Consider the following 24,267-nt stretch of genomic DNA (forward strand, 5'->3'; position numbering starts at 1 on the left):
ACTTTCAAATGGCAAAGATGACAGCGGTCCAGGCCGCAGTTCTGGTGATGGAAAAAGAAGGCGTCACGCAGGCCTTCGGCGTGCCGGGCGCGGCGATCAACCCGCTGTACTCGGCCCTGCGCCAGCGCGGCAGCATCTCGCACATTCTCGCGCGCCACGTCGAGGGCGCCTCGCACATGGCCGAGGGCTACACCCGCGCCGTGGCCGGCAACATCGGCGTGTGCATCGGCACCTCGGGCCCCGCGGGCACCGACATGATCACGGGCCTGTACTCGGCCTGGGCCGACTCCATTCCCATCCTGTGCATCACCGGCCAGGCACCGCGCGCACGCCTGTACAAGGAAGACTTCCAGGCGGTCGACATCGAGTCGATCTCCAAGCCCGTCACCAAGTGGTCGGTCACCGTGCGCGAACCCGGCCAGGTGCCGCAGGTGTTCCAGCAGGCCTTCCACCTCATGCGCTCGGGCCGCCCGGGCCCCGTGCTCATCGACCTGCCCTTCGACGTGCAGATGGCGCAGATCGAATTCGACATCGACGCCTACGAGGCGCTCAAGCCCTACAAGCCGGCCGCCACGCGCGCCCAGATCGAGAAGGCCATCGGCATGATGCAGGCGGCCGAGCGCCCGCTGATCGTGGCCGGCGGCGGCATCATCAACGCCGACGCTTCCGACCTGCTCGTGCGCTTTGCCGAAGCCACCGGCGTGCCGGTGATCCCCACGCTCATGGGCTGGGGCGCCATTCCCGACGACCACCCACTCATGGCCGGCATGTGCGGCCTGCAGACCAGCCACCGCTACGGCAACGCCACCGTGCTCGCGTCGGACTTCGTGCTGGGCATCGGCAACCGCTGGGCCAACCGTCACACCGGCTCGGTCGACGTCTACACCAAGGGCCGCACCTTCGTGCACGTGGACATCGAGCCCACGCAGATCGGCCGCGTGTTCACGCCCGACTTCGGCATCGTCTCCGACGCCAAGGCTGCGCTCGAGCTCTTCGTCGAAGTGGCCGAGGAAATGAAGGCCGCCGGCAAGCTCACCGACCGTGGCGCCTGGGCCGGCGAATGCCGCGAGCGCAAGAAGACCTTGCTGCGCAAGACCAACTTCGACACCGTGCCGATGAAGCCGCAGCGCGTGTACCAGTGCATGAACAACCACCTGGAACGCGACACCTGCTACGTGAGCACCATCGGCCTGTCGCAGATCGCGGCCGCGCAGTTCCTGCACGTGTACAACCCGCGCCACTGGATCAACTGCGGTCAGGCCGGCCCGCTGGGCTGGACCATTCCCGCCGCGCTGGGCGTGCGCGCCGCCGACCCGACGCGCAAGATCGTCGCGCTCTCGGGCGACTACGACTTCCAGTTCATGATCGAAGAGCTGGCCGTGGGCGCGCAGTTCAAGCTGCCCTACCTGCACATCGTCGTCAACAACTCCTACCTCGGCCTGATCCGCCAGTCGCAGCGCGGCTTCGAGATGGACTACTGCGTGCAGCTGGCCTTCGACAACATCAACGCACCGGCCGACGCCGGCATCGAAGGCAGCTACGGCGTCGATCACCTCAAGGTGGTCGAGGGCCTGGGCTGCAAGGCGATCCGCGTGCACAAGCAGGAAGAGATGGCGCCCGCCATCGCCCGCGCCGAGGCGCTCATGGCCGAGTTCCAGGTGCCGGTCGTCATCGAGGTGATGCTCGAGCGCGTGACCAACATCGCGATGGGCACCGAGATCGACGCCATCAACGAATTCGAACCGCTGGCCGAAAGCACGGCCGACGCACCGACCGCCCTCGCGGTGGCGATGCTGGACTGATCGAGGAGACAAGAGACATGCCCAAGTTCGCAGCCAATCTCACGATGCTCTTCACCGAGCTGCCGTTCATGCAGCGCTTCGAGGCGGCCGCCAAGGCCGGCTTCAAGGCGGTGGAGTACCTCTTCCCCTACCCCTTCGACAAGAAGGAACTCACGGCCGCCCTGCGCGCCAACGGCCTGCAGCAGGTGCTGCACAACCTGCCGGCCGGCGACTGGGACAAGGGCGAGCGCGGCATCGCCTGCCACCCGGACCGCACCGGCGAGTTCCGCGAAGGCATCGCGCTGGCCATCGACTACGCCACGGCGCTGGGCTGCCCGCAGCTCAACTGCCTGGTCGGCAAGGTGCCGGCGGGCGTGAGCACCGACGCCGCCCACAGGACCGTGGTCGAGAACCTGCGCCTCGCAGCGCGCGAACTCGAAGCCGCGGGCCTGCGCCTGCTGATCGAGCCGATCAACACCTTCGACATCCCCGGCTTCTTCCTCACGCGCACCGACCAGGCACTGGCGCTGATCGACGAGGTGGGTTCGGACAACCTGCGCGTGCAGTACGACATCTACCACGCACAGCGCATGGAAGGCGAGCTGGGCAACACGCTCACCAAGCAGCTGGCGCGCATCGGCCACATCCAGCTGGCCGACAACCCGGGCCGCGGCGAGCCGGGCACGGGCGAGATCAACTACCCGTGGCTGTTCCAGCACATCGACGCGCTGGGCTACGACGGCTGGATCGGCTGCGAATACAAGCCCCGCGCCACCACCGTCGAAGGCCTGGGCTGGCGCGAAGCCCTCACGAAGAAGCAATGAACGTTCACGAAGGAAACAGAGACATGACCACTGCAGCACAAAAAATCGGATTCATCGGCCTGGGCATCATGGGCGCCCCCATGGCGGGCCACCTGCTCGACGCAGGCCACGAACTCTTCGTGAACACGCACGGCAACACGCCGGAGCCCTTCGTCTCCAAGGCCACCATCTGCGGCTCGGCCGCCGAAGTGGCGCGCAAGGCCGACATCGTCTTCATCATGGTGCCCGACACCCCGGACGTGGAGAAGGTGCTGTTCGGCGCCCCCGGCGCGGAAGGCGTGGCCGACGGCCTGAAGGGTTCGCAGGGCAAGATCGTGGTGGACTGCAGCTCCATCGACCCGATCGCCACCAAGGAATTCGCACGCCGCATCGTGGCGCTGGGCGCCGGCTACATCGACGCGCCGGTCTCGGGCGGCGAAGTGGGCGCCAAGGCCGCGAGCCTGACGATCATGTGCGGCGGCGACGAGGGCACGTTCGGCCGCGTGAAGCCGCTGCTGGACAAGATGGGCAAGAACGTGACGCTGGTGGGCGGCGCGGGCGACGGCCAAGTCTGCAAGGTGGCCAACCAGATCATCGTGGCGCTGAACATCGCCGCCGTGAGCGAAGCCCTGGTGTTCGCCTCGAAGGCCGGCGCCGACCCCGCCAAGGTGCGCCAGGCGCTGATGGGCGGCTTCGCCAGCTCGCGCATTCTGGAAGTGCACGGCGAACGCATGATCAAGCGCACCTTCGCGCCGGGCTTCCGCATCGCGCTGCACCAGAAGGACCTGAACCTGGCGATGCAAAGCGCCCGTTCGCTGGGCGTGGCTCTGCCGCAGACCGCGAACGCAGCGCAGCTGATGAATGCCTGCGCGGCGATGGGCTACGGCCAGCTGGACCACTCGGCGCTGGTGAAGGCCTTGGAAGCCCTCGCCCAGCACACGGTCGCTCCAGACTGAACCTAGCTCTTTGCAGCTTCCAGCGATTCCTTCAGATTGCGTCGGCGCCATGCCCAAGTCTTCACGGCCTGCGGCAGGATGCCGATGCACGACGCGTAGTACGTCACCTTGAAGCCCCAGAAGCGCGGCCCGATGGGCGTGTTGCGGAACAGGTCGCCGGCCAGGATGGACAGGAGCGCCTCCTGCATGCGCCAGATGTTGCGCGGCGCCATGAACAGGCGGCGGATGGCGGGCGAGGTGATGCGGTAGATGAACCACGAGAACATCTTCGGCCCGTGCTTCATCACCTTCTCGTAATGGCGGAAGGCCTTCTCGGCCTCTTTCGCCTCGCCCTTGAGCCAGTGGTCGGCGCAGGTCGCGGCCTCGAAGCCGCTGTTCATCGCCAGGTACACGCCCGAGGAGAACATCGGATCGACGAAGGCGTAGGCGTCGCCCACCATCATGAAGCGGTCGCCACGGCAGAACTTGGAGTCGTAGGCGTAGTTGCCGGTGGTGGTGGCGCCTTCCATGAGCGTGGCGTTCTTCAGCCGCGCAGCCAGCTTGGGCGCCAGCGCGATGGTCTGCATCAGGAAGTCCTCGAGCGAGGCGCCCTGGCGCCGCTTGAAGTAGGCCGGCGAGGCCACGGCGCCCACGCTCACGGTGCCGTCCTTCAGCGGGATGTACCAGAACCAGCCGTGGTCGAACCAGAAGAGCGAGATGTTGCCCTCGAAGCGGCCCGGCCGGCGCTCGGCGTTGGCGAAGTGGCCATAGAGCGCCGCGCTCGCATGCTTGCGGTTGCGCTGCTTGGCGTCGAACTGGTTCGACAGCAGCGTGTCGCGCCCGCTGGCGTCGATCACGAAGCGCGGGCGCCATTCGGTCTCGGTGCCGTCGTCGGCCTTGACCTTCACCAGCGCCCTGTTGTCGGGCGTGCCCTTGCCGGCGTCCATGTCGACGCCGGTGACGCGCCGGCCCTCGAAGGTGCGCGCGCCGCGCTTGCCGGCGTGACGGAACAGCAGTTCGTCGAATTCCGAACGACGCACATGCACCGCATAGGGAAAACTCTTGTCCATCGCCTGGCCGAAGTCGAAGTGGCTGCTGTGGTCGTGCCAGGGCGAGACGAACTCGGCGCCGTGCTTGCGCAGGCCGATGGCCTCGACCTCGGTGCGCACGCCGAGCCGGTCGAACAGCGGCATGTTCATCGGCAGCAAGGATTCGCCGATGTGAAAGCGCGGGTGCTGCGCCTTCTCGAGCAGCACCACGTCGTGGCCCTTGTCCGCGAGCAAGGCAGCCACCGTGGAGCCCGAAGGGCCTCCGCCGATGACCACGACGTCCGGCTCGGTGCCGGTGAAAGGTCCGGGTGTCATTCGATGTCCCTCCGTGTTGTTCTGTGGTTGTGGACGTTGGTTCGCCGCACCGCCCGTGCGGCACGGATTTGCCCCCCGGAAACGGGGGTGTTGAAGTTTAGCGAGTCGGCAGACCCTCTCGATCAGGCGGAAGATAGAGGGTCTCGTCGTTCCCCCCGAGAGAAGAGGCCGCGCTTTTGCGGTAGCCTCATTGCCCGCCAGAACCTAGGAGACTTTTCAAATGGCTGCATCCCTGTCCCCCGCTGAAGAAGCACTTCGAGAAGCAGCGCGCGAATACCACCGCTCGCCCGTCAAGGGCAAGATCTCGATCACCCCCACCAAGCCCCTGCTGAACCAGCGCGACCTGTCGCTGGCTTACTCGCCGGGCGTGGCCTACCCCTGCCTCGACATTGCGGAAGATCCCGCGCTCGCGGCCGAATACACCGCCCGCGGCAACCTCGTGGGCGTCATCACCAACGGCACCGCCGTGCTGGGCCTGGGCAACATCGGCCCGCTGGCCTCCAAGCCCGTGATGGAAGGCAAAGGCTGCCTGTTCAAGAAATTCGCCGGCATCGACGTGTTCGACATCGAGCTGGCCGAGAACGACCCCGACAAGCTGGTCGACATCATCGCGGCGCTGGAGCCCACGCTGGGCGGCATCAACCTCGAGGACATCAAGGCGCCCGAGTGCTTCTACATCGAGAAGAAGCTGCGCGAGCGCATGAACATCCCCGTGTTCCACGACGACCAGCACGGCACGGCCATCATCTCGGCCGCGGCGCTGCTCAACGGCCTGGAACTGGTCGGCAAGAAGATCGAGGACGTCAAGATCGCCGTCTCGGGCGCCGGCGCCGCCGCCATCGCCTGCCTGGACGTGATGGTCGGCCTGGGCGCCAAGCCCGCCAACATCTACGCCTGCGACTCCAAGGGCCTGATCTACATGGGCCGCGCAGGCGGCTTCGACGAATCGAAGGCCCGCTATGCCCAGAAGGACACCGGTGCCCGCACCCTGGCCGACGTGGTGAAGGACGCCGACGTGTTCCTGGGCTGCTCGGCCCCCGGCGTCATGAGCGCCGAGATGGTCAAGACCATGGGCACGCAGCCGATCATCCTGGCGCTGGCCAACCCCGAGCCCGAGATCCGCCCCGAGCTGGCCAAGGCCGTGCGGCCGGATTGCATCATCGCCACGGGCCGTTCGGACTACCCGAACCAGGTCAACAACGTGCTGTGCTTCCCGTACATCTTCCGCGGCGCGCTCGACTGCGGCGCGAGCAAGATCACGGAAGAAATGAAGCTGGCCTGCGTGCGCGAGATTGCCGACCTCACCAAGGCCGACATCAGCGAAGAAGTGGCCACCGCCTACGCCGGCCAGGAGCTGGCCTTCGGCCCCGACTACATCATTCCGAAGCCCTTCGACTCGCGCCTGATCCTGCGCATCGCGCCGGCCGTGGCCAAGGCGGCCGCCGCCTCGGGCGTGGCCTCGCGCCCGATCGAGGACATGGAGGCCTACCGCCAGCACCTGACGCGCTTCGTCTACCAGACGGGCATGTTCATGCGCCCGGTGTTCAGCGCCGCCAAAATTTCCACCACCAAGCGCGTGGCCTACGCCGAGGGCGAAGACGAGCGCGTGCTGCGCGCCGCGCAGTGGGCGGTCGACGAAGGCCTGGCCCAGCCCATCCTGGTGGGCCGCCCCGCCGTGATCGAGGCACGCATCCAGAAGGCCGGCCTGCACATCCGCCCCGGCACCGACTTCGAGATCGTGAACCCGGAAGACGATCCGCGCTTTCGCACCTACTGGGAGAGCTTCCACAAGCTCATGGGCCGCCGCGGCGTCACGCCCGAGGCCGCCAAGACCATGGTGCGCCGCTCCAACACCACCATCGCCGCGCTGATGCTGCACTTGGGCGATGCCGACGCGATGATCTGCGGCCTGGTCGGCCGCTTCGATGTGCACCTGGAGCACATCCGCAACCTGATCGGCCTGAAGCGCGGTGCGCCCGGCTTCGCCACGCTGAACGCGCTCACGCTTGAGAAGCGCACGGTGTTCATCACCGACACCAACGTGAACGAAGACCCGAGCGCCGAGCTGCTGGCCAGCATCGCCGTGATGGCCGCCGAAGAAGTGCGCCGCTTCGGCCTGCCGCCGAAGGTGGCCTTCCTGTCGCATTCGAACTACGGCACCTCCAGCCGCGGCTCGGCGCGCAAGATGCGCCTGGCGCGCGACCTGTTCTCGCAGATGGCACCCGACATCGAGTGCGACGGCGAGATGCACGGCGACGCCGCGCTGTCCGACGAGATCCGCCGCACCGCCCTGCCCGAGACCACGCTCACCGGCGAAGCCAACCTGCTGGTGTGCCCGAACCTCGACTCGGCGCACATCCTCTACAACGTGCTGAAGATGACCGGCGCGAACGGCATCACGGTGGGCCCGATCCTGCTGGGCGGCGCGAGCTCGGCCCACGTGCTGACGCCTTCGGCGACGGTGCGCCGCATCATCAACATGACGGCGCTGGCCGTGGCGAAGGTGAAGTCCCAGGACTGAGGCTGACGCCGACGTTTCTTCCATGAAACACAACGCCCCGTCGCGGTCTCCGCGGCGGGGCGTTTTTCATGGACGGCCGTGTTCAGGCGTGGACAGGCGACACCACCGGCACGTCCGCCGGGTCGAACACGTTCCAGGCCAGCAGCTCCTTCTCCTCGGGCGGCGGCTCGCAGCCGCCGACGCGGCTGGGCTTCCAATCGAAACGCTGTTTCGTGTCGGCCAGTGCCTCGGCGCGCTTGAAGGCGGCCAACGCCGAATCGATGACGGGCACGCCCAGCGCGTCCTGCAGCTGGCGGTAGAAGCCGAACTCGAGCGTGCAGCCGAGGATGAGCGCCTCGGCGCCGTCCTCGTCGATGGCGCGGCGGCCTTGCGCGATCATGCGGCGCACGGTTTCGTCGCGGTCGCGCTGGAAGTCTTCCACGCCGAGTTCCAGCGCGCGGAACGAGGCGATCAGGTGCGCATGGCCGTACTCGCGCACGCGCGCCTCGATGCGCGGCACCCACTTGCGGCGCCCGACGATCACCGACACCTTCTGCGCCAGGTTGGACGCGACCTCGAACGAGGCCTGGCAGGGCGCGACCACCACCGTCTGGCCCGATATCTCGCGCGCCTCGACCAGCACCGGGTCGTAGAAGCAGCCGACCACCACGGCGTCGAAGCCCTGCTGCGCGGTGTCGCGCACGGCGCGCACGATGTCGGCGCCCAGCAGCGCCTCGTAGCTCTGGTACTCGACGTGGTGCTGCACCGAGGCGTTGCGCAGCGACACCACCTCGACCTCGGTGCCGGGATTCTTCACCTGCGCGAACTCTTGCGCGAAGCGCGCGTTGTAGGTGTCGTTGCCGACAGCCCGGATCCAGCGGATGCGCAGTGTCATTGCATGTCTCCGTTCAGGCCGGCGCGAAGGCTTCGCCCAGCGACTTCTCGAGCGGGCGGTACAGCTCGGGCATGAACATGGTGCGCGACAGCAGCAGCCGCGCGCGCGGCGCCACCAGCACGCGCAGCCGCGCGCCCTGGCGCACATGGGCCGACACCACGGGCTGGCCGTCGTCCGAGAAGGTCATGATCAGGTCGGGAAAGCGCGCGATGCGCTCGCCGCCCTGCGCCAGCAGCATGTACTCGTTGATGAAGCGCAGCGTGGTGCCGGCCGCATCGTCGAGTTCGACCACGCCGACGTCCAGCCCTTCCTGCTGCTCGCAGCGGTAGCTGCGCACCGTGCCCTCGGCCACGAGGCGCCCGTCGAGCGAGCGGGCCACGGCATCGACGCCGCCGTCGAGAAAGGTCTGGCCCAGCGCGATGGCGTGGCTGATGGCGCCCGGCGCGCCGTGCTGGCGCGCGTAGCCCACGGTCACGGGGTTGCGCGCCACCGCCACGAGGCCGCCCGCCTCCACCGAAGCGCGGCGCACCACGGCCGAGGTCTGTTCGAGCCGGCCCGACACCACGCCTTCGACATAGCGGTGCGGCTCGCCGCCCGCGTAGGCCTGCACCGAGAGGTAGTCGGGCTCGGTGTGCAGGCCCAGCGCGCCCATCACACTCGAGGGGTGGGCACGGCCGTTGCACGCGAGGTCGATCACGGGCAGGCCGGTCATGGCGGCGTGGAACCAGCCGTTGACCGTGGTCTCGGCGCCGTTCTCGTTGGCATGCAGCGCGACCAGCTTCTGGCCCGCCGGCAGCTCGCGCCGCAGCAGCTCCAGCGTGCGCAGCAGGTGCGCCGGCTGCACGTGCGGGTCGGGCGCGGCCGGCGCACCGACGAGGGCCATGGTGGCGGTGAGCGCGGCGTCGTCGAACTCGTCGACGCTCCACAGCTGCGGCGTGCCGACCTGCAGCGCCAGCCGCGCGGCGCGCTCGCCGGCCGCGATGAGCCCGCCGCCCCCGCCGCCGAGGATGGCACCGCCCCAGATGGCCGCGCGGACGTCGTCGCTGGTCAGATTGCGTTTCATGGATTCGATTCCTGTGTGTGTGTGTGTGATGAAAGGAAGAAGGAGAACTACTTGCGCAGGCTCTTCACCGCGCCCGAGAAGAAGCTGTAGAGCGCATCGCCCGCGATGACGCCGCCGGCGAACACCTCGAGCCGTTCGCGCGCGGCGGCGCCGAGCACGCCGTGCACCGCGAGCCGGCAGGCGATGCCGGCCGCGACCATCCAGCCGGCCATCGGGCTGGCGATGAGCAGGCCGGTGGCGAACAGCACGCCCAGCTGCTGGCGCGGCCCGCCCGCCAGCTGCAGCAGCGCGCCGGGCACGGCCCACAGCGCGAGGTTGCGCGCGGTCTCGCCCGAGATGCCGGCCTTGATCGCGGCCACGTAGGCAGCGTTGATCGGCGCGGTCTGGTGGTTGGCGAAGAACAGCGGGTAGGCGCAGGCCACCACCACGATCGCCACGCCGAAGCCGACCATGCCGGCGATCATCTGTTCGCGCCGGCCTTCGAGTTCGAAGGCCGAGCCCGAGGCCTCGCCGCGCAGCAGGTGGCCGGCCTTGAGGTCGTAGCCCATGTCGGCAAAGGCCGGGCCGGTGGCGGCCGAGAAGCCGGCCAGCACCACCAGCGCCTCGGGCGGAAAACCGATCAGGATGCCCAGCAGCAGCGAGATCAGCGCCACCGCGAAGGCCGGGAACCAGCCCGAGTGCATGGCCGCGATGCCCACGATGAGTTCGTGCACGAAGGCCGCGAAGGTGCCGTACACGATGAACAAGGCCAGCATGCCCGGCGACATGCCGGTGTAGATGCCGGTGCCCGCGCACAGCAGCACCATGATCGCGAGGTAGCCCGCGCCGCCCAGCTTGAGCGAGCGGCCGAGCACGCTGGCGCCGCGCGCCTCGGCCAGCGCCTCTTTCGTCGCGGCGGGGCTGTCGGTGTCGGCCGCGCGCCCGTGCTTCTTCAGCACCACGCGCGCCACCTGCACCAGCGCGACGAGGCCGGCGCCGATCATCATGCCGTGCGGCACATAGCGCGTGCCGATGTCGAAGCCGAACAGCGGCGCCGAGTAGCCGCGCACCAGCAGCCCGATGCCGAAGGCGGTCATGGCGCCCAGCCCGCCGATCAGCGCCACCCCGAAAGCCGACATCGGCAGCTTGAACACCGCGCCCGCCACGCCGGTGGCCAGCCCGCCCAGCAGCAGCCAGGCCTGCTTGCCGCCGCCGTCGCCCGCCTTGATGGCCTCGGCCGCGGCGATGCCCAGCGGCCACGGGTTCTTCGCCGGGAAGGCGGGCGTGTCGAACATGCGGTACAGCAGCCAGGCGTCGAGCAGCATCGCCAGGCTCACGCCGACGAGCATCGGCACCACCATCTGGGGCAGGCCGAACAGGAAGGGAATGCCGATCGGCAGGAACAGGCTGTTGGCCGCGCCGAAAGTGGCCGACGAGATGCTCGTCTGCGCCAGGTTCTGCGCATGCACCGAGCGGAAGCCCCGGAACATGGCCAGCGGCACGCGCGCCAGCGTCATGGCCGCGAGCGCGCCGATCAGCGAGGTGCTCGGCGTGATGCCCAGGCTCGCCAGCATCTGGATGCCGACGATGGCGCCGAACACGCTCAGCACCACCGTGAGGATCAGGTTGGCGGGCGCGAGCGCCTTGGGATGCAGCGCGACCGGCGGCGGCGCGGTGTGCCCGGCGCCCTTGTCTTCCAGCGGCGCGACGGCGGTCACTTCATGGTGCATGGTCATTCCTTGTTAGTTCCATATTTTGGAACCATGTCCAATAAACTTGAACTGAATGATAAAACCGTACTTTCGGCTGTCAAGCGGGCGTTCACCCGGGTCGGCCGAAAGACGCACCGGCGCCGAACCTATGATTCCCACCCCAACCCACCGAACACGATGAGCACCCTTGCCAACGCCATGGACGTCCTGAAGCTGATCGCGCGACTGCGCCGCGACATCACGGTGACGGACGTCGTGACCGAGCTGGGCCTGCCCAAGAGCTCGGCCTCGCGCACGCTGAGCATGATGGCCGGCTACGGCTTCCTGGACCGCGACGCGGCCACACGCGCCTACCGACCGGGCGGCGTGATCATGGAGGCCTCGTACCACTTCCGCGCCTCGCGCAACACGGCCTCGCTGGTCGAGGAGGCGCTCGACGCGCTGGTGCGCGAGACGGGCTGCACGGGCTACATCAACGTGCTCGACGGCACCGACACGCTCGTGATCCAGATGCGCACCGGCGCCGGTGCGCTGCAGATCTACACGCCGCCGGGCAGCCGCGCACCCGCCTACTCCAGCGCCATGGGCCGCGCGCTGCTGGCCCGCCTGGACGACGACGAAGTGGGTGCCCTGATCGGCAGCCGGCTCGACCAGGGCCGCGGCCACGCACCGAAGACGCGCAAGGACCTGCTCGCGCGCCTGGCCGTGATCCGCGACACCGGCTGGGCCCTGTCGCGCGGCGAGTACGTGACCAACGTGGCGGGCATCTCGTCGGCAGTGCTCGACCCCGCCACGCGCCAGACCTACGCCTTCGGCATCGCGCTGCCCGCAGAGCAGCTGTCGGAAGCGCTGGTGGAACGCTTCGGCGCCACCGTGCGCGACGCCGCCAGCAGCGTGGGCAAGCGCGTGGGCGATCCGTACTGGCTGGGCTTCGGGGCGACGACGCCGACCTGAGCACCGCGCCGGCGCCAGCCACACGCCCCGCCGCGTTCGCCGCTGCGGGGCTTTTTTTCGCCCGCCGCATCGTGAGGCGCCTCGGTGCGCGGGGTGCGCCAAGGCGGTGCTTCCGGGCGCCCAAATGCCCTTTCCAGAAGCCTCCAACCACCATTTCGGCTGGCATGCAATCTGCTAATACCCTGAGCAGATATTTCTCATATCTTACTAATATATTTAAAAACCAAGCCTTCAAACCCTGGTTTCGACCGCTGTCCGCAGCGCCCTTTTCTTCTTTTTTCGAGGTACACGTTCATGAGCAATCCCCGCTGGCAAGGCATCTTCCCCGCCATCACCACCAAGTTCCACGCCGACGAAAGCATCGACGCCGAGGGCACCGCCCGCCACATCGACTTCCAGATCCGCAACGGCATCCACGGCCTCGTCACCTGCGGCTCGCTGGGCGAAGCCAGCACGCTGACGCTCGAAGAAAAACTGCAGGTCGCCAAGATCGCCCTCGAGGCCGCCGACGGCCGCATCCCCGTGCTGGCCAACGTGTCGGAGACCAGCACCCGCGAAGCCCTGCGCTACGTGGACGGCGCCAACAAGCTGGGCGTGGCCGGCTACATGGTCATGCCCTCGGTGATCTACGTGGCCGACGCGCGCGAGGCGATGCTCAACGTGCGCACCATCGCCAACGCGGCCCAGAAACCCATCATGGTCTACAACAACCCGGTGGCCTACCGCGTGGACCTCAAGCCCGAGCACATGGTCGAGCTGGCCGACTGCGAGTGGATCGCGGCGATCAAGGAGAGCACCGACAACATCCGCCGCATCACCGACCTGCGCAACACGGTGGGCGACCGCTACCAGCTGTTCCTGGGCGTGGACGACCTGGCCTACGAAGGCCTGGCGCTGGGCTGCGACGGCCTGCTGGCCGGTGTGGGCTGCGCCTTCCCGCGCGAGACGGTGGCGCTGTACGACCTGATGAAGGCCGGCAAATTCGCCGAAGCCCTGAAGCTCTACCAGTGGATGACGCCGATGCTGCACCTGGACGTGTCGACCAAGCTGGTGCAGAACCTCAAGCTCATCGACCTGCTGGTCGGCGTGGGCACCGAGCACATGCGCCGCCCGCGCCTGCCGCTCATCGGCGAAGAGCGCGCCTTCATCGAGAAGGTCGTCGCCAAGGCGCTGGCCACGCGGCCCGCGCAGTACCAGTCGGTCATGTAATCGCCGCGCGCACGACGCACCGCAAGGCCCAGAACACCATGCAAGAAAACGCCTTGAAAGAAAGCGGCGGCCTGTCCCGCCGCGTGCTCGACGCGTCGGACCTCGTCCTGCGCTGCGAGCGCCACCTGCTCAGCAGCCTCATGGGGTTGCTCATCGTGCTGGTGCTGCTGAACGTGGTCACGCGCTACGGCGGCTTTCCGCTCTACTGGGTGGACGAGGCCTCGGTGTACTGCGTGGTCTGGCTCACCTTCATCGGTGCGTCGGCGATGACGCGGCTGCGGCTGGACTTTGCGGTGACCCTGCTCACCGACAAGCTCGGCACCCGGGCCGCACGCGTCGCCAAGGCCAGTGCCTCGGGCGGCGTGCTGCTGCTCGGGCTGGCCCTGCTCGCGATGTGCTGGCTGTGGATGGACCCGGCGGGCATCGTGCGCCACGGCTTCGACGCGAAGGAATTCGCGGCCGAGAGCTTCAACTTTCTCTACACCGAGCGCACGCAGACGCTCGACTGGCCGACGTGGGTGGTGCAGCTCATCCTGCCGATCTTCGCGGTCACCCTCAGCGTGCATGCGCTGGCCAACCTCTTCGAAGACCTCGGCCTGCAGCCCAAGCGCACGCACGACGAGTTCCATGTCGCCAACGCGGACGCCGTGAACTGAAATGCTGACCTCTGCCTTCTTCCTGCTGATCATGCTGGTCGGCGTGCCGATCGGTGCCTGCCTGTGCCTGTCGGGCATCGTCTACATCCTCAACTCGGGCGACACGGTGCTGTTCCAGTCGTTCCCGGTGCAGATGTTCGGCGGCGTCGACAGCTACAGCCTCATTGCGATTCCGCTGTTCATCCTCATCGGCGAGATCATGAACGGCGGCGGCATCACGCGCCGCCTCGTCGACCTCGCGCTGGCCTTCATCGGTTCGGTGAAGGGCGGGCTGGCCTACGTGAACATCCTGGCGAACATGCTGGTGTCGTCGATCATCGGCTCGGCCACCGCGCAGGTGGCGATCATGAGCCAGATCATGGTGCCCGAGATGGAGAAGCAGGGCTACGACAAGACCTTCGCGGCCGGCATCACCGTGTACGGCGGCATGCTCGGCCCGATCATTCCGCCCTCGGTGATGTTCGTGGTGTACAGCGTGCTCGCCCAGGTGGCGGTGGGCGACATGCTCATCGCCGGGATCATCCCCGGCGTGATCCTCACGGTGCTGTTCTTCATCGTCATCGCCGGCATGGGCGTGATCTACAACTACCCGCGCACCGAGAAGCGCACCGCCCGCCAGCGGCTGCACACGATCCTCACGGCCTGCCCGACGCTGCTCATTCCCATCGTGATCGTCGGCTCGATCCTCGGCGGCCTGGCCAACCCCACCGAATCGGCGGCGGTGGGTGCGGTGGCCGCGGTGCTGGTGGGGCGCTACGTGACCAAGGAATTCCGCTTCGCGATGATTCCGCAGATCCTGCTGAAGTCGGCGATCTACTCGGCGGTGGTGCTCTTCCTGGTGGCGGCGGCCGCGGTGTTCTCGTGGCTGCTCATCTACGGCAAGGTGCCGCAGGCCACGGCCGCGTGGATACAGACGGTGGCGAAGGACCCGATCGCCTTCCTGCTGCTGGTGAACGTGATCCTGCTGGTGATCGGCACCGTGATCGACGGCATTCCCGGGCTGATCATGACCGTGCCGATCCTGCTGCCCATCGCGACCGAGATCTACGGCATCGACCCGCGCCACTTCGGCGTGGTGGTGGTCATCAACCTCGTGCTCGGGCTGATGACGCCGCCGGTGGGGCTGAGCTTCTTCGTGGCCTCGGCGGTGACCGGCGCCAAGCCCGGAAAGATGTTCATCGTCACGCTGCCCTTCTTCCTGATTTGCTGCGTGGCGCTGGTGCTGCTGTCGCTGTTCCCGAGTCTTTCTCTCGCGCTCATCAAGTAAGCGCTGATCCGCGTTCCCGTTCATTCACCTCACCCCACAGGAGCTTCGCATGCCCCTCTCCCGCCGCCAGTTCGTCCAGGCCGCCGCCGGCACCGCCGCCGCGTCGACCGCCCTCTTCGGCACCGTGTCGCGTGCCGCCGCCGCCAAGGAATTCCGCCTGGGCCTCATCACGCCCGCGGGCCACTCGTGGAACCGCTCCGCGGTGAGCTTTGGCGAGGCGCTGAAGAAGGCCACCGACGGCCGCCTGAGCGCCACGGTGTTCCATTCGGGCCAGCTCGGCAACGAGTCGGCCATGATGCAGCAGCTGCAGTCGGGTGCGCTCGACATGGGCTGGATTCAAGCCGCCGAGCTCGGCTCGCGCGTGGCGAGCGTGGCGGCCATCAACGCGCCCTACCTCGTGCGTTCGACCACCAACGTCGCCTCGCTCGTGCGCACGCCCGCGGCGCTCAAGCTGCTCGATGTGCTGCCGCGCGAGACCGGCACCATCGGCCTGGGCTGGGGCATCACCGGCATGCGCGTGGTGTTCGCCACCAAGGACATCGCCTCGCCCACCGACCTGAAGGGCATGAAGCTGCGCATCAACCCCACGCCGGTGTACCGCGACTTCTACCAACTGCTGGGCGCCGCGCCCACGCCCATTCCCACGCCGGGCGTGTTCGACGCCATGTCCAACGGCCAGGTCGACGGGCTCGAAGCCGACATCGAGTTCTCGTGGAACCAGCGCTTCGACCGCGTCTCGAAAACCCTGCTGCCGATGAACGCGCTGTTCATGCCCTTCGCCCCGCTGGTGTCGGGTCGCATCTGGCAGACGCTCGATGCGAAAGACAAGGCGCTCATCACCGACCTCGTGAAGCAGCAGCTCGACGCGCAGATCAAGGACATCGTGACCACCGAGCTGAGCCTCATCGACAAGTTCAAGGCCAGCGGCATCGCGATCAAGAGCGCCAGCAACTACAACCCCGCGCCGGTCATCGCCGAATTCGACAAGGTCTGGCTGCCCAAGGCGCCGCAGATTGCCGAGCTGCGCAAGATCGGCGCGACGCTCTGACGGCGGTCCACGGCCCGGATTCCCAGGCGCGGTGCACGCCGCACACGCCCTGGGCGCACCGCGCACCTCGGTGATTCACCGGAAGGGTTCGCACCAATCGCGTGCGGGCACCGTTTTTGCTTGAATGCCGAAGCATTCACCTTCACGGAACCCGCATGAACAAGCGTCAACTGATCCAGTCCTTCCTCGCCGCCTCGGCCCTCAGCTTCGGCCTGTCTTCGGCCATGGCCCAGAGCCCGACGCCGATCAAGTTCCAGCTCGACTGGCGTTTCGAAGGACCGGCCGCGCTGTTCCTGCACCCCGCGGCCAAGGGCTACTTCAAGGCCGCCGGCCTGGACGTGACCATCGACGCCGGCAACGGCTCGGGCGGCACCGTGACGCGCGTGGCCTCGGGCGCCTACGACATGGGCTTTGCCGACCTCGCGGCACTGATGGAGTTCCACGCCAACAACCCCGACAGCCCGAACAAACCCGTGGCCGTGATGATGGTCTACAACAACACGCCGGCCTCGGTCATGGCGCTCAAGAAGAGCGGCATCACCAAGCCGGCCGACCTCGCCGGCAAGAAGCTCGGCGCGCCCGTGTTCGACGCGGGCCGCCGCGCGTTCCCGATCTTCGCCAAGGCCAACAACATCGGCGCCGTGAACTGGACCGCCATGGACCCGACGCTGCGCGAGACCATGCTGGTGCGCGGCGACATCGACGCCATCACGGGCTTCACCTTCACCTCGCTGCTCAACCTGGAAGCGCGCGGCGCCAAGGCGGCCGACGTGGTGATCCTGCCCTACCCCGACTACGGCGTGAAGCTGTATGGCAACGTGATCATCGCCTCGCCCAAGCTGCTCAAGGACAACCCCGCGGCGGTGAAGAAGTTCCTCTCGGCCTTTGCCAAGGGCGCCAAGGAAGTCATCGCCAACCCGGCCCTGGGCATCGAGTCGGTGAAGGCGCGCGACGGCATCATCGACAGCAAGCTCGAGACGCGCCGCCTGCAGCTGGCGATCGACACCGTCATCAACAGCGCCGACGCGCGCACCGACGGCTTCGGTGCCGTCAACGCGGGCCGCATGTCGCTCATGGCCTCGCAGGTGTCCGATGCCTTCAACACCAAGACGCGCGTGAGCCCCGACGCCGTGTGGACCGCGGCCATGCTCCCGCCCGCGGCCGAGCTCAGCGGAATCCTGCGCAAGTGATGGCGGCCGGCGCAACGACACCCGACGCGGCCGCCCCCTTCGTCGATTTCCAGGACGTCTGGCTCGCCTACAACGAAGAGCTGCTGCGCGCCAACCACTTCGCGGTCGAGGCCATCGACCTGAAGGTGACGCGCGGCGAGTTCATCGCCATCGTCGGCCCCTCGGGCTGCGGCAAGTCGACCTTCATGAAGCTCACCACGGGGCTGAAGATGCCCTCGATGGGCAAGATCCGCATCGACGGCCAGCCCGTGACCGGGCCGCTGAAGATCTCGGGCATGGCCTTCCAGGCGCCCTCGCTGCTGCCGTGGCGCACCACTGTCGACAACGTGCTGCTGCCGCTGGAAATCGTCGAGCCCTACCGCTCGAACTTCAAGGCCAAGCGCAAGGAATACGAAGAGCGCGCCCGCCGCCTGCTGCAGAAGGTGGGCCTGGGCGGCTACGAGGACAAGTTCCCGTGGCAGCTCTCGGGCGGCATGCAGCAGCGCGCGAGCATCTGCCGCGCGCTCATTCACGAGCCCAAGATGCTGCTGCTGGACGAGCCCTTCGGCGCGCTCGACGCGTTCACGCGCGAAGAGCTGTGGTGCATCCTGCGCGACCTGTGGACCGAGCAGCAGTTCAACGTGATCCTGGTCACGCACGACCTGCGCGAGTCGGTGTTCCTGGCCGACACGGTGTACGTGATGAGCAAGAGCCCCGGGCGCTTCGTGGTCAAGCGCGAGATCGACCTGCCGCGCCCGCGCGAGCTGGAGCTGACCTACACCAAGGAGTTCACCGACATCGTGCTCGAACTGCGCGGCCACATCGGCGCCATCCGCGGCAACGCCACCACCACCTTCTCCGCTGCTGCGGCGGCGGCAGCGCACTGAGGACGCGGCGATGAAAAACACCAAGCAACTCGAACGCTGGTCGCCCTGGCTGCTGCTCGTGGCGGTGCTCCTGCTGTGGCAGGTGATCTGCGCGGGCTTCGGCGTGTCGGACTTCATCTTTCCGAGCCCGCTGCGCATCTGGGAGCAGTTCTGGGAGTTCAAGGAAATCATCGCGGGCCACGCGTGGCGCACCTTCTGGGTCACGATGGCGGGCTTCGGCCTGGCGATCGTGGTGGGGGTGCTGCTGGGCTTCGTGATCGGCAGCTCGCGCCTGGCCTATGCGGCGATCTACCCGCTCATGACGGCCTTCAACGCATTGCCCAAGGCGGCCTTCGTGCCGATCCTGGTCGTGTGGTTCGGCATCGGCATCGGGCCGGCGATCCTCACGGCGTTTCTGATCAGCTTCTTCCCGATCATGGTGAACATCGCGACCGGCCTGGCCACGCTCGAGCCCGAGCTGGAAGACGTGCTGCGCGTGCTGGGCGCCAAGCGCTGGGACGTGCTCGTCAAGATCGGCCTGCCGCGCTCCATGCCCTACTTCTTCGGCTCGCTGAAGGTGGCGATCACGCTGGCCTTCGTCGGCACCACGGTGTCGGAGATGACGGCTGCCAACGAGGGCATCGGCTACCTGTTGATCTCGGCCGGCTCGGCCATGCAGATGGGCCTGGCCTTCGCGGGCCTGATGGTGGTGGGCGCGATGGCGATGATCATGTACGAACTCTTCAGCCTGATCGAGAAGCACACGACAGGCTGGGCGCACCGCGGCTCGCAGAACGCATAAATAATGGGGGCATGACCCCCGAACAGATCACCCGCGCGCTGCGTCGCGCCGACGCCGTGGCACGACGCGCCATGGCCATGGGCCGCCACCCCTTCGGCGCCGTGCTCGTCGCACCCGACGGCGAGACCGTTCTCGCCGAGCAGGGCAACATCGACACGGTGCACCACGCGGAGGCCACGCTCGCGCGCCACGCCGCGCAGAACTGGCCGCCCGAGTACCTGTGGCAGTGCACGCTGGTGACCACCTTCGAGCCCTGTGCCATGTGCGCGGGCACGAGCTACTGGGCGAACATCGGGCGCATCGTGTACGGCGCGGAAGAATCCGCGCTGCTCGCGCTCACCGGCGACCACCCCGAGAACCCGACGCTGAGCCTGCCCTGCCGCGAGGTCTTCGCACGCGGACAGAAACCCGTCGAGGTGATCGGCCCCGTGCCCGAGGTGGCCGACGAGATGATCGCCACGCACCGGGGGTTCTGGGAATCGCGCTAGTGGTCCCGCTCGGCGTGTTCGCGCCTTACCTGGAACGCTGGAACCTCACGCCCGACGGCGAGGCCTTCACCTCGCTGAGCGGCACGCTGCTGCCCGTGCGCCAGCAGGGCGTGGCGGCCATGCTCAAGCTCTCGCACGAAGCCGAGGAACAGGCAGGCAGCCTGCTGATGGCCTGGTGGAACGGCGACGGCGCCGCGCCCGTGCTGGCGCATAGCGACGAAGCCTTGTTGATGGTGCGCGCACAGGGTACGGCCTCGCTCGCGCAGCTGGTTCACGAAGGCCGCGACGACGAGGCCACGCGCATCCTGTGCGCCGCCGCCGCGCGCCTGCATGCCCCGCGCGACACGCCGCCGCCCCCGACGCTGGTGCCGCTCGCGCGCTGGTTCGAATCGCTGTGGGCCGGCGCGGCCACGCACGGCGTCGTCTTCGCACACAGCGCACGCACCGCACGCGAGCTGCTGGCGGCGCCGCGCGAGGTGGTCGTGCTGCATGGCGACATTCATCACGGCAACGTGCTCGACTTCGGCCCGGCCGGTTGGCTCGCCATCGACCCCAAGGGCCTGTACGGCGAGCGCGGCTTCGATCACGCGAACATCCTGTGCAACCCGGATGGCGAGAGTGCGCTGGCGCCGGGGCGCTTTGCGCGCCGCATCGAGGTCATCGCGGAGGCCACGGGCATCGAGCAGCGGCGATTGTTGCAGTGGGTGCTGGCGTGGGCCGGGCTGTCGTCGGTGTGGATGCTGGAAGACGGCGAGGCACCCGGGAGCACGCTGGAGGTGGCGAAGCTGGCGGCTGCGGCGCTCGGGATCGCCGGCTAGATTCGGACGCATGTCTCGCCCTCACTCCTACCTCGACGTCCTTGCGCGGGTTCTGGCGCTGCCGCTGTCGGAATGCCTTGCGTCTTCTGACGAGCGCTTTCATGCGGCATCGGCGGGTGCGGACACGCTGATCGTCGACGTCGAGAAGCGCCGCTACCACCGCGTGCCCGATGCGCGTCCTCAGCGCCTCGATGACACGGCGCATGACGGCGTCGCGCAGGCAGCGCTGCAGCTTGAACACCGCGATGGCGTCCGCACGATCGCGCTGGCCGCGCAGGACGACAGCTTCTGGACGCCGCTGCCCGATCCGCGCGTGATCGGCCTGCCGCGCATCGTGCAGCGGCATGACGCGGCGTGGATGTCTCCGGCACCGCCACCTTCAGATGCTCCCCAACGGACCCGTCTCACCGACTGGCTGGGATCGCTGGTCGCGCTGGCGGTGCTGGCCTTCTTTGCCGCCTTCGGTTTCAACGCACTGCGCTGGTCGTTGGAAGGAGGCTGGAACCTGCTGTGGCTGTTGGTGGGGCTGCCGGTGTTTCCGGTCTTCACCGTGCTGACACTGTCGACCGCCTATGGCTTTTTCCGAACTGCGGTGCCACCGCGCCAAGCCCTGAACGTGATCGATGTCCGTCGCGACGAGCGCTTTCGCATCGGCGAACCCCTGGCGTTTCGCGTGGATGCCACGGTGCCAGCGTCAGTGGGCGATCAACCCGCGGAACCGCCGCCCCAGATCTTCGCTCGCCTGGTCGTCCAGACGGTGAACGACAAGGAGGATGGCAGTTGGTCGGTGAACGATCAGGCGTGGGACGCGGACCCCGCCGACTGCGTTTCATCGACGCTCACCGGCACAGGTGAACGCCACGTGCACTATGCCGGCACCGTGACGGCATCGCGCAACATGCCGCGCAAGGCACAGGAGCGCTGGCACCTGGCGTTGTCCGCCAACCAGGAAGCGGGAACCGAGCCGTTCTATGTCACCAGCCTCGCCACGCCGCCCTTGATCACGCCCCACCGGATGGTGCAACCGCCGGATCGCCTGGCACAACTCAATGCCCTGCTGCACGACGATGAGTTTGAGTTGGCCCGCACGGCCTACGGCAGAGAAGGCAGCAGGGCATTCTTCGACGACTTCACGCTGGAAGATATCCGGGCAGTGTTCACGGTCGACGCCGAGGCAGTGGTGGACCACGCGATGGCCACTGCTTGGTACGAAGGCAAGATCAAGACCGAGCGAGTCGGCGGCGACAGCTCCTACTACCTGCTGAAGGAAGGCTCTGCCTACAAGGTGATGTTCACCGAACGCTGGTGGACCGAGTCACTGTACGAGTCGACCGATCTGCGCAGCACCGTGGCACGCTACCTCGTGGCAACCAACCTCTTTGTCCGACGCCTGCCGGGCGCGCAAGCGCTGGAGATTCCAGCGCCCTACAGCGACATGAGGTCCGACTCAGCCCCGTCGGTTTCCGCGACCGACGAGACGCCTCCTCAATCCAGCAGCAGCGACGCCTCATCCCGCCAATAGGCCACCGCCGCCAGCCACCCTTCCCACACGCACCCATTGCAGCCGCGCCCGCAGCAGGTGGTGGGCTCGGGCGGCGGCGCACGCATCGCCACCCCTTCGGCATCGAGCATCGCCTGCACGCGCGCGATCAGCGCTTGCGCGCCGACAAGGTTCGTGGGTTCGGGCAGCCGGTCGATGGCGTTCATGGCGGGCGGGTCTTCTTCAGGCCTCGAGGTTCATCAGTTCGAGCCGCATCTTCGCGCCGCCCGATTCGCTCGAGCCGATGCTCAGCTGACCGCGATGCAGCCGCGCCACCTCGGCCACGAGGTGCAGGCCCAGCCCGGCGCCGCGCCCGCGCGGCACGAGCCGGTGGAACGGCGCCACCACGCGCTCGCGGTCGGCCTCGGGAATGCCGGGGCCCGAGTCGCGCACCTCGATGCACGAGGGCTCGCACAGCCGCACCTGGATGTCGCAGCCTGGCCCGCCGTGCTCGATGGCGTTCTGGATCAGGTTGGTGAGCGCGCGTTCCAGCGAGGGCGCATCGCCGCGCACCGTGAGCGGCTGCGGCGCATCGACCGACAGCGTGCAGCGGCTGCGGATGGCGAGCGGCGCGATGTCGGCCGCCACGCGCTCGCACAGCGACTTCAGTTCCACCTGCTGGTCCAGCGACAGGCCGTGGTCGAGGCGCTGCAGGTCGAGCAGCTGCTCGGCCAGCGTGGCGAGCCGCGCCGAGGCCTGCATGAGCTTCATCTTCAGCGGGTCGTTGGGCAGGCCTTCGAGGTGGATCTGCAGCGTGGTGATCGGCGTGCGCAGCTCGTGCGCGGCATCGGCCAGGAAGCGCTCCTGCCGGTCGTAGCCTTCGTTGAGCCGGTCGAAGGCGCGGTTGACCGCATTGACCAGCGGACGGATCTCGCTGGCCACGTTGGCCAGCGGCAGGCGAGTGGTGCGCTCGTGCACGTCGATGCCCTCGGCATGCTCCGCCGTGGCCACCACGCCCTTGAGGCCGCGCTTCACGACGAACGGCGTGGCCAGGATCACGCCCAGGCAGGTGACGAGCGCCATCGGTGCCACCAGGAACAGGAAGGCGATGCCGGTGCCCTTGAGCGTGTTCTCCACCGTGAGCGGGCCGCCGGTCTGCGCCATCACGGCCACCGGGCCGGCGCGCGATTCGATGCGCTCGAAGCGGGCCTTGGGGCGGGTGCCGTCGCTCTCGGGGTCGATGGCCACGCGCTCGGTGTCGTCGAGTGCATCGAGCAGCCGCAGGTAGGCGGGCGGCACCTCGCCGTGGCGCAGCTGCACGCCGCGCGGGTCGCGCACGATGAACCAGAACTGCGGGTCGGCCTTCTGCAGCCGCCGCAGCGCGCTCGTGGGCTCGACCACCAGCTGGCCGTCGGCGCCGCGCATCAGGGCACGCTGGATGGCGGCCACCGTCTCGTGGCCGGTCTCATCGACCACGCGGCCCAACGCCCACGCCAGCCCGAGGAAGCCGCCCATCACCAGCAGGCCGACCACCACCTGCAACAGGATGAGGCTCCAGATCAGCCGCCAGCGCAGCGAAAGCAAGCTCATTGGTATGCCTTCGTGCTTCGCACTGCGGCGCGAGCTTGCTTGGGGCGGCCCGGCGCTGCGCTCATGCCGACTGCGGCGCGCACATGAGATAGCCCACCCCACGGATCGCATGGATCTCGACCTGCGCGCCGGCCTTGTCGAGCTTGGAGCGCAGGCGCGAGACGTGCGTGTCGAGCGCGTTCGACTGGATGTCGTCCTTGTGGCCGTACACGCGGTCTTGCAGGGCCTCGCGCAGCACGGTGCGGCCGCGGTGTTCGAGCAGCGTCTCGAGCACCAGCAGCTCGCGCCGCGGCAGCGTGAGGCAGGCCTCGCCCACATGGGCCTGGCGCGTGTGATGGTCGAAGCGCAGCTGCCCGAGCGTCATGATGAAGTTGGCGCGCACCGCGGGGCGGCGTGCCAGCGCACGCACGCGGGCCAGCAGCTCGTCCATCGAGAAGGGCTTGGCCAGGTAGTCGTCGGCGCCGCCGTCCAGGCTCAGCACGCGCTCGGCCACGTCGGTCATGGCGGTGAGCACGAGCACGGCGCAGGCGATGTGGTTCTGCGCAAGGAACGCGACGAGCGAGAGGCCGTCGCCATCGGGCAGCCCGCGGTCGAGCACGACCACGTCGTAGGGCGCGCCGAGCGCGGCCTCCTCGGCTGCGCGCAGCGAGCTCGCCACATCGACCACCGCCTGGTTCTGGCGCAGCGCCGACGCGAGCGCCTGCGCCAGGTCGGCTTCGTCTTCGACAAGCAGGATTCTCATGGGGGGGGATGGGGAGAGACCGGACAGGCGGGTGATTCTAGAGAGCCCCACATGAGGTAACGCAATGTTCACGCAATGCATGCGCCTACGCTGTGGCGCTTCCCTCTCCTGAAAGCGCACCGGTGACGCTGCCCTCCCGCCCGAAC

At 68.1% G+C, this 24,267-nt stretch carries 22 protein-coding genes; 15 read left to right on the forward strand and 7 right to left on the reverse strand.

Translation table 11 applies throughout. The features are described from left to right. The first annotated feature begins 8 nt into the window (after positions 1-8). The 3 genes from gcl to AC07YS_RS06920 are packed head-to-tail and all read left to right on the forward strand — an operon-like array spanning position 9 to position 3,540. Positions 9-1,802, forward strand: coding sequence for a glyoxylate carboligase (gene gcl, locus AC07YS_RS06910; RefSeq protein WP_495269822.1), 1,794 nt, complete (start codon positions 9-11; stop codon positions 1,800-1,802). Positions 1,803-1,819: 17 nt separating this feature from the next. Further along, the gene (gene hyi, locus AC07YS_RS06915) at positions 1,820-2,605 is read left to right on the forward strand and encodes a hydroxypyruvate isomerase (RefSeq protein ID WP_495269821.1); all 786 of its coding nucleotides are present in this window, start codon (positions 1,820-1,822) and stop codon (positions 2,603-2,605) included. 23 nt (positions 2,606-2,628) lie between these two features. Beyond that, positions 2,629-3,540 (forward strand): 2-hydroxy-3-oxopropionate reductase, encoded by a 912-nt coding sequence (locus tag AC07YS_RS06920; RefSeq protein ID WP_495269820.1) that lies wholly within the window; start codon positions 2,629-2,631, stop codon positions 3,538-3,540. Positions 3,541-3,542: 2 nt separating this feature from the next. On the opposite strand, the gene AC07YS_RS06925 is transcribed toward AC07YS_RS06920, so the two are convergent. After that, on the reverse strand, positions 3,543-4,883 hold the full coding sequence (locus AC07YS_RS06925; protein ID WP_492728163.1) for an NAD(P)/FAD-dependent oxidoreductase: 1,341 nt from the start codon (positions 4,881-4,883) through the stop codon (positions 3,543-3,545). 220 nt (positions 4,884-5,103) lie between these two features. Here AC07YS_RS06925 and AC07YS_RS06930 point away from each other — a divergent pair, with 220 nt between their 5' ends. Then, entirely contained in the window at positions 5,104-7,404 is a 2,301-nt protein-coding gene (locus AC07YS_RS06930) for an NADP-dependent malic enzyme (RefSeq protein WP_070062392.1), read from the forward strand. Positions 7,405-7,486: 82 nt separating this feature from the next. On the opposite strand, the gene AC07YS_RS06935 is transcribed toward AC07YS_RS06930, so the two are convergent. From AC07YS_RS06935 to AC07YS_RS06945, 3 genes are read right to left on the reverse strand one after another with little or no spacing between them, the layout of a single operon-like run. Next, positions 7,487-8,278 (reverse strand): aspartate/glutamate racemase family protein, encoded by a 792-nt coding sequence (locus tag AC07YS_RS06935; protein ID WP_495269819.1) that lies wholly within the window; start codon positions 8,276-8,278, stop codon positions 7,487-7,489. A gap of 13 nt (positions 8,279-8,291) precedes the next feature. Next, entirely contained in the window at positions 8,292-9,341 is a 1,050-nt protein-coding gene (locus AC07YS_RS06940) for an S-methyl thiohydantoin desulfurase domain-containing protein (protein ID WP_062473363.1), read from the reverse strand. 47 nt (positions 9,342-9,388) lie between these two features. Further along, entirely contained in the window at positions 9,389-11,050 is a 1,662-nt protein-coding gene (locus tag AC07YS_RS06945) for an OPT/YSL family transporter (protein WP_495269818.1), read from the reverse strand. Positions 11,051-11,209: 159 nt separating this feature from the next. On the opposite strand from AC07YS_RS06945, the gene AC07YS_RS06950 reads away from it, so the two are divergent. The 11 genes from AC07YS_RS06950 to AC07YS_RS07000 all read left to right on the forward strand — a co-directional run bounded on the left by AC07YS_RS06950 (position 11,210) and on the right by AC07YS_RS07000 (position 21,831). Continuing rightward, on the forward strand, positions 11,210-11,986 hold the full coding sequence (locus tag AC07YS_RS06950; protein ID WP_495269817.1) for an IclR family transcriptional regulator: 777 nt from the start codon (positions 11,210-11,212) through the stop codon (positions 11,984-11,986). 294 nt (positions 11,987-12,280) lie between these two features. Next, positions 12,281-13,195 carry a dihydrodipicolinate synthase family protein gene (locus AC07YS_RS06955; RefSeq protein WP_369629726.1) on the forward strand — a complete coding sequence of 305 codons (915 nt, stop codon included), beginning with the start codon at positions 12,281-12,283 and terminating at the stop codon, positions 13,193-13,195. A gap of 38 nt (positions 13,196-13,233) precedes the next feature. Then, on the forward strand, positions 13,234-13,851 hold the full coding sequence (locus AC07YS_RS06960; RefSeq protein WP_495269816.1) for a TRAP transporter small permease: 618 nt from the start codon (positions 13,234-13,236) through the stop codon (positions 13,849-13,851). 1 nt (position 13,852) lies between these two features. After that, on the forward strand, positions 13,853-15,118 hold the full coding sequence (locus AC07YS_RS06965) for a TRAP transporter large permease (protein ID WP_062473357.1): 1,266 nt from the start codon (positions 13,853-13,855) through the stop codon (positions 15,116-15,118). Positions 15,119-15,167: 49 nt separating this feature from the next. Further along, complete coding sequence (locus AC07YS_RS06970; RefSeq protein ID WP_495269815.1) at positions 15,168-16,166, forward strand: TRAP transporter substrate-binding protein; 999 nt, start codon at positions 15,168-15,170, stop codon at positions 16,164-16,166. Between the two features lie 155 nt (positions 16,167-16,321). Next, the gene (locus AC07YS_RS06975) at positions 16,322-17,356 is read left to right on the forward strand and encodes an ABC transporter substrate-binding protein (protein ID WP_062473355.1); all 1,035 of its coding nucleotides are present in this window, start codon (positions 16,322-16,324) and stop codon (positions 17,354-17,356) included. Further along, positions 17,356-18,222, forward strand: coding sequence for an ABC transporter ATP-binding protein (locus AC07YS_RS06980; protein WP_495269814.1), 867 nt, complete (start codon positions 17,356-17,358; stop codon positions 18,220-18,222). Before AC07YS_RS06975 ends, AC07YS_RS06980 begins: the two co-directional genes overlap by 1 nt. A gap of 10 nt (positions 18,223-18,232) precedes the next feature. Further along, positions 18,233-19,003, forward strand: a complete 771-nt coding sequence (locus AC07YS_RS06985; protein ID WP_095746348.1) for an ABC transporter permease — start codon at positions 18,233-18,235, stop codon at positions 19,001-19,003. 11 nt (positions 19,004-19,014) lie between these two features. Next, on the forward strand, positions 19,015-19,491 hold the full coding sequence (locus AC07YS_RS06990; protein WP_062473350.1) for a nucleoside deaminase: 477 nt from the start codon (positions 19,015-19,017) through the stop codon (positions 19,489-19,491). Continuing rightward, on the forward strand, positions 19,491-20,309 hold the full coding sequence (locus AC07YS_RS06995) for an aminoglycoside phosphotransferase family protein (RefSeq protein WP_495269813.1): 819 nt from the start codon (positions 19,491-19,493) through the stop codon (positions 20,307-20,309). Before AC07YS_RS06990 ends, AC07YS_RS06995 begins: the two co-directional genes overlap by 1 nt. 10 nt (positions 20,310-20,319) lie before the next feature. Continuing rightward, entirely contained in the window at positions 20,320-21,831 is a 1,512-nt protein-coding gene (locus AC07YS_RS07000) for a hypothetical protein (protein ID WP_495269812.1), read from the forward strand. Here AC07YS_RS07000 and AC07YS_RS07005 read toward each other — a convergent pair. The 3 genes from AC07YS_RS07005 to AC07YS_RS07015 all read right to left on the reverse strand — a co-directional run bounded on the left by AC07YS_RS07005 (position 21,795) and on the right by AC07YS_RS07015 (position 24,121). After that, entirely contained in the window at positions 21,795-22,016 is a 222-nt protein-coding gene (locus AC07YS_RS07005) for an oxidoreductase-like domain-containing protein (protein ID WP_192193081.1), read from the reverse strand. The two genes, AC07YS_RS07000 and AC07YS_RS07005, sit on opposite strands and share 37 nt — an antisense overlap. Before the next feature lie 16 nt (positions 22,017-22,032). Further along, a complete protein-coding gene (locus tag AC07YS_RS07010) occupies positions 22,033-23,379 on the reverse strand; it encodes a sensor histidine kinase (RefSeq protein ID WP_495269811.1) in 1,347 nt (448 codons plus the stop codon). Positions 23,380-23,440: 61 nt separating this feature from the next. Beyond that, positions 23,441-24,121, reverse strand: a complete 681-nt coding sequence (locus tag AC07YS_RS07015) for a response regulator (RefSeq protein WP_062473345.1) — start codon at positions 24,119-24,121, stop codon at positions 23,441-23,443. Positions 24,122-24,267 lie beyond the last annotated feature (146 nt).

Source organism: Variovorax sp. GW458-11-26-14-LB1, assembly GCF_059423965.1.

Bases quoted from the DNA above. Each gene is read 5' to 3' on its own strand.
- gcl (WP_495269822.1), top strand. From the start codon at position 9: ATGGCAAAGATGACAGCGGTCCAGGCCGCAGTTCTGGTGATGGAAAAA.
- hyi (WP_495269821.1), top strand. From the start codon at position 1,820: ATGCCCAAGTTCGCAGCCAATCTCACGATGCTCTTCACCGAGCTGCCG.
- AC07YS_RS06920 (WP_495269820.1), top strand. From the start codon at position 2,629: ATGACCACTGCAGCACAAAAAATCGGATTCATCGGCCTGGGCATCATG.
- AC07YS_RS06925 (WP_492728163.1), bottom strand. From the start codon at position 4,883: ATGACACCCGGACCTTTCACCGGCACCGAGCCGGACGTCGTGGTCATC.
- AC07YS_RS06930 (WP_070062392.1), top strand. From the start codon at position 5,104: ATGGCTGCATCCCTGTCCCCCGCTGAAGAAGCACTTCGAGAAGCAGCG.
- AC07YS_RS06935 (WP_495269819.1), bottom strand. From the start codon at position 8,278: ATGACACTGCGCATCCGCTGGATCCGGGCTGTCGGCAACGACACCTAC.
- AC07YS_RS06940 (WP_062473363.1), bottom strand. From the start codon at position 9,341: ATGAAACGCAATCTGACCAGCGACGACGTCCGCGCGGCCATCTGGGGC.
- AC07YS_RS06945 (WP_495269818.1), bottom strand. From the start codon at position 11,050: ATGCACCATGAAGTGACCGCCGTCGCGCCGCTGGAAGACAAGGGCGCC.
- AC07YS_RS06950 (WP_495269817.1), top strand. From the start codon at position 11,210: ATGAGCACCCTTGCCAACGCCATGGACGTCCTGAAGCTGATCGCGCGA.
- AC07YS_RS06955 (WP_369629726.1), top strand. From the start codon at position 12,281: ATGAGCAATCCCCGCTGGCAAGGCATCTTCCCCGCCATCACCACCAAG.
- AC07YS_RS06960 (WP_495269816.1), top strand. From the start codon at position 13,234: ATGCAAGAAAACGCCTTGAAAGAAAGCGGCGGCCTGTCCCGCCGCGTG.
- AC07YS_RS06965 (WP_062473357.1), top strand. From the start codon at position 13,853: ATGCTGACCTCTGCCTTCTTCCTGCTGATCATGCTGGTCGGCGTGCCG.
- AC07YS_RS06970 (WP_495269815.1), top strand. From the start codon at position 15,168: ATGCCCCTCTCCCGCCGCCAGTTCGTCCAGGCCGCCGCCGGCACCGCC.
- AC07YS_RS06975 (WP_062473355.1), top strand. From the start codon at position 16,322: ATGAACAAGCGTCAACTGATCCAGTCCTTCCTCGCCGCCTCGGCCCTC.
- AC07YS_RS06980 (WP_495269814.1), top strand. From the start codon at position 17,356: ATGGCGGCCGGCGCAACGACACCCGACGCGGCCGCCCCCTTCGTCGAT.
- AC07YS_RS06985 (WP_095746348.1), top strand. From the start codon at position 18,233: ATGAAAAACACCAAGCAACTCGAACGCTGGTCGCCCTGGCTGCTGCTC.
- AC07YS_RS06990 (WP_062473350.1), top strand. From the start codon at position 19,015: ATGACCCCCGAACAGATCACCCGCGCGCTGCGTCGCGCCGACGCCGTG.
- AC07YS_RS07000 (WP_495269812.1), top strand. From the start codon at position 20,320: ATGTCTCGCCCTCACTCCTACCTCGACGTCCTTGCGCGGGTTCTGGCG.
- AC07YS_RS07005 (WP_192193081.1), bottom strand. From the start codon at position 22,016: ATGAACGCCATCGACCGGCTGCCCGAACCCACGAACCTTGTCGGCGCG.
- AC07YS_RS07010 (WP_495269811.1), bottom strand. From the start codon at position 23,379: ATGAGCTTGCTTTCGCTGCGCTGGCGGCTGATCTGGAGCCTCATCCTG.
- AC07YS_RS07015 (WP_062473345.1), bottom strand. From the start codon at position 24,121: ATGAGAATCCTGCTTGTCGAAGACGAAGCCGACCTGGCGCAGGCGCTC.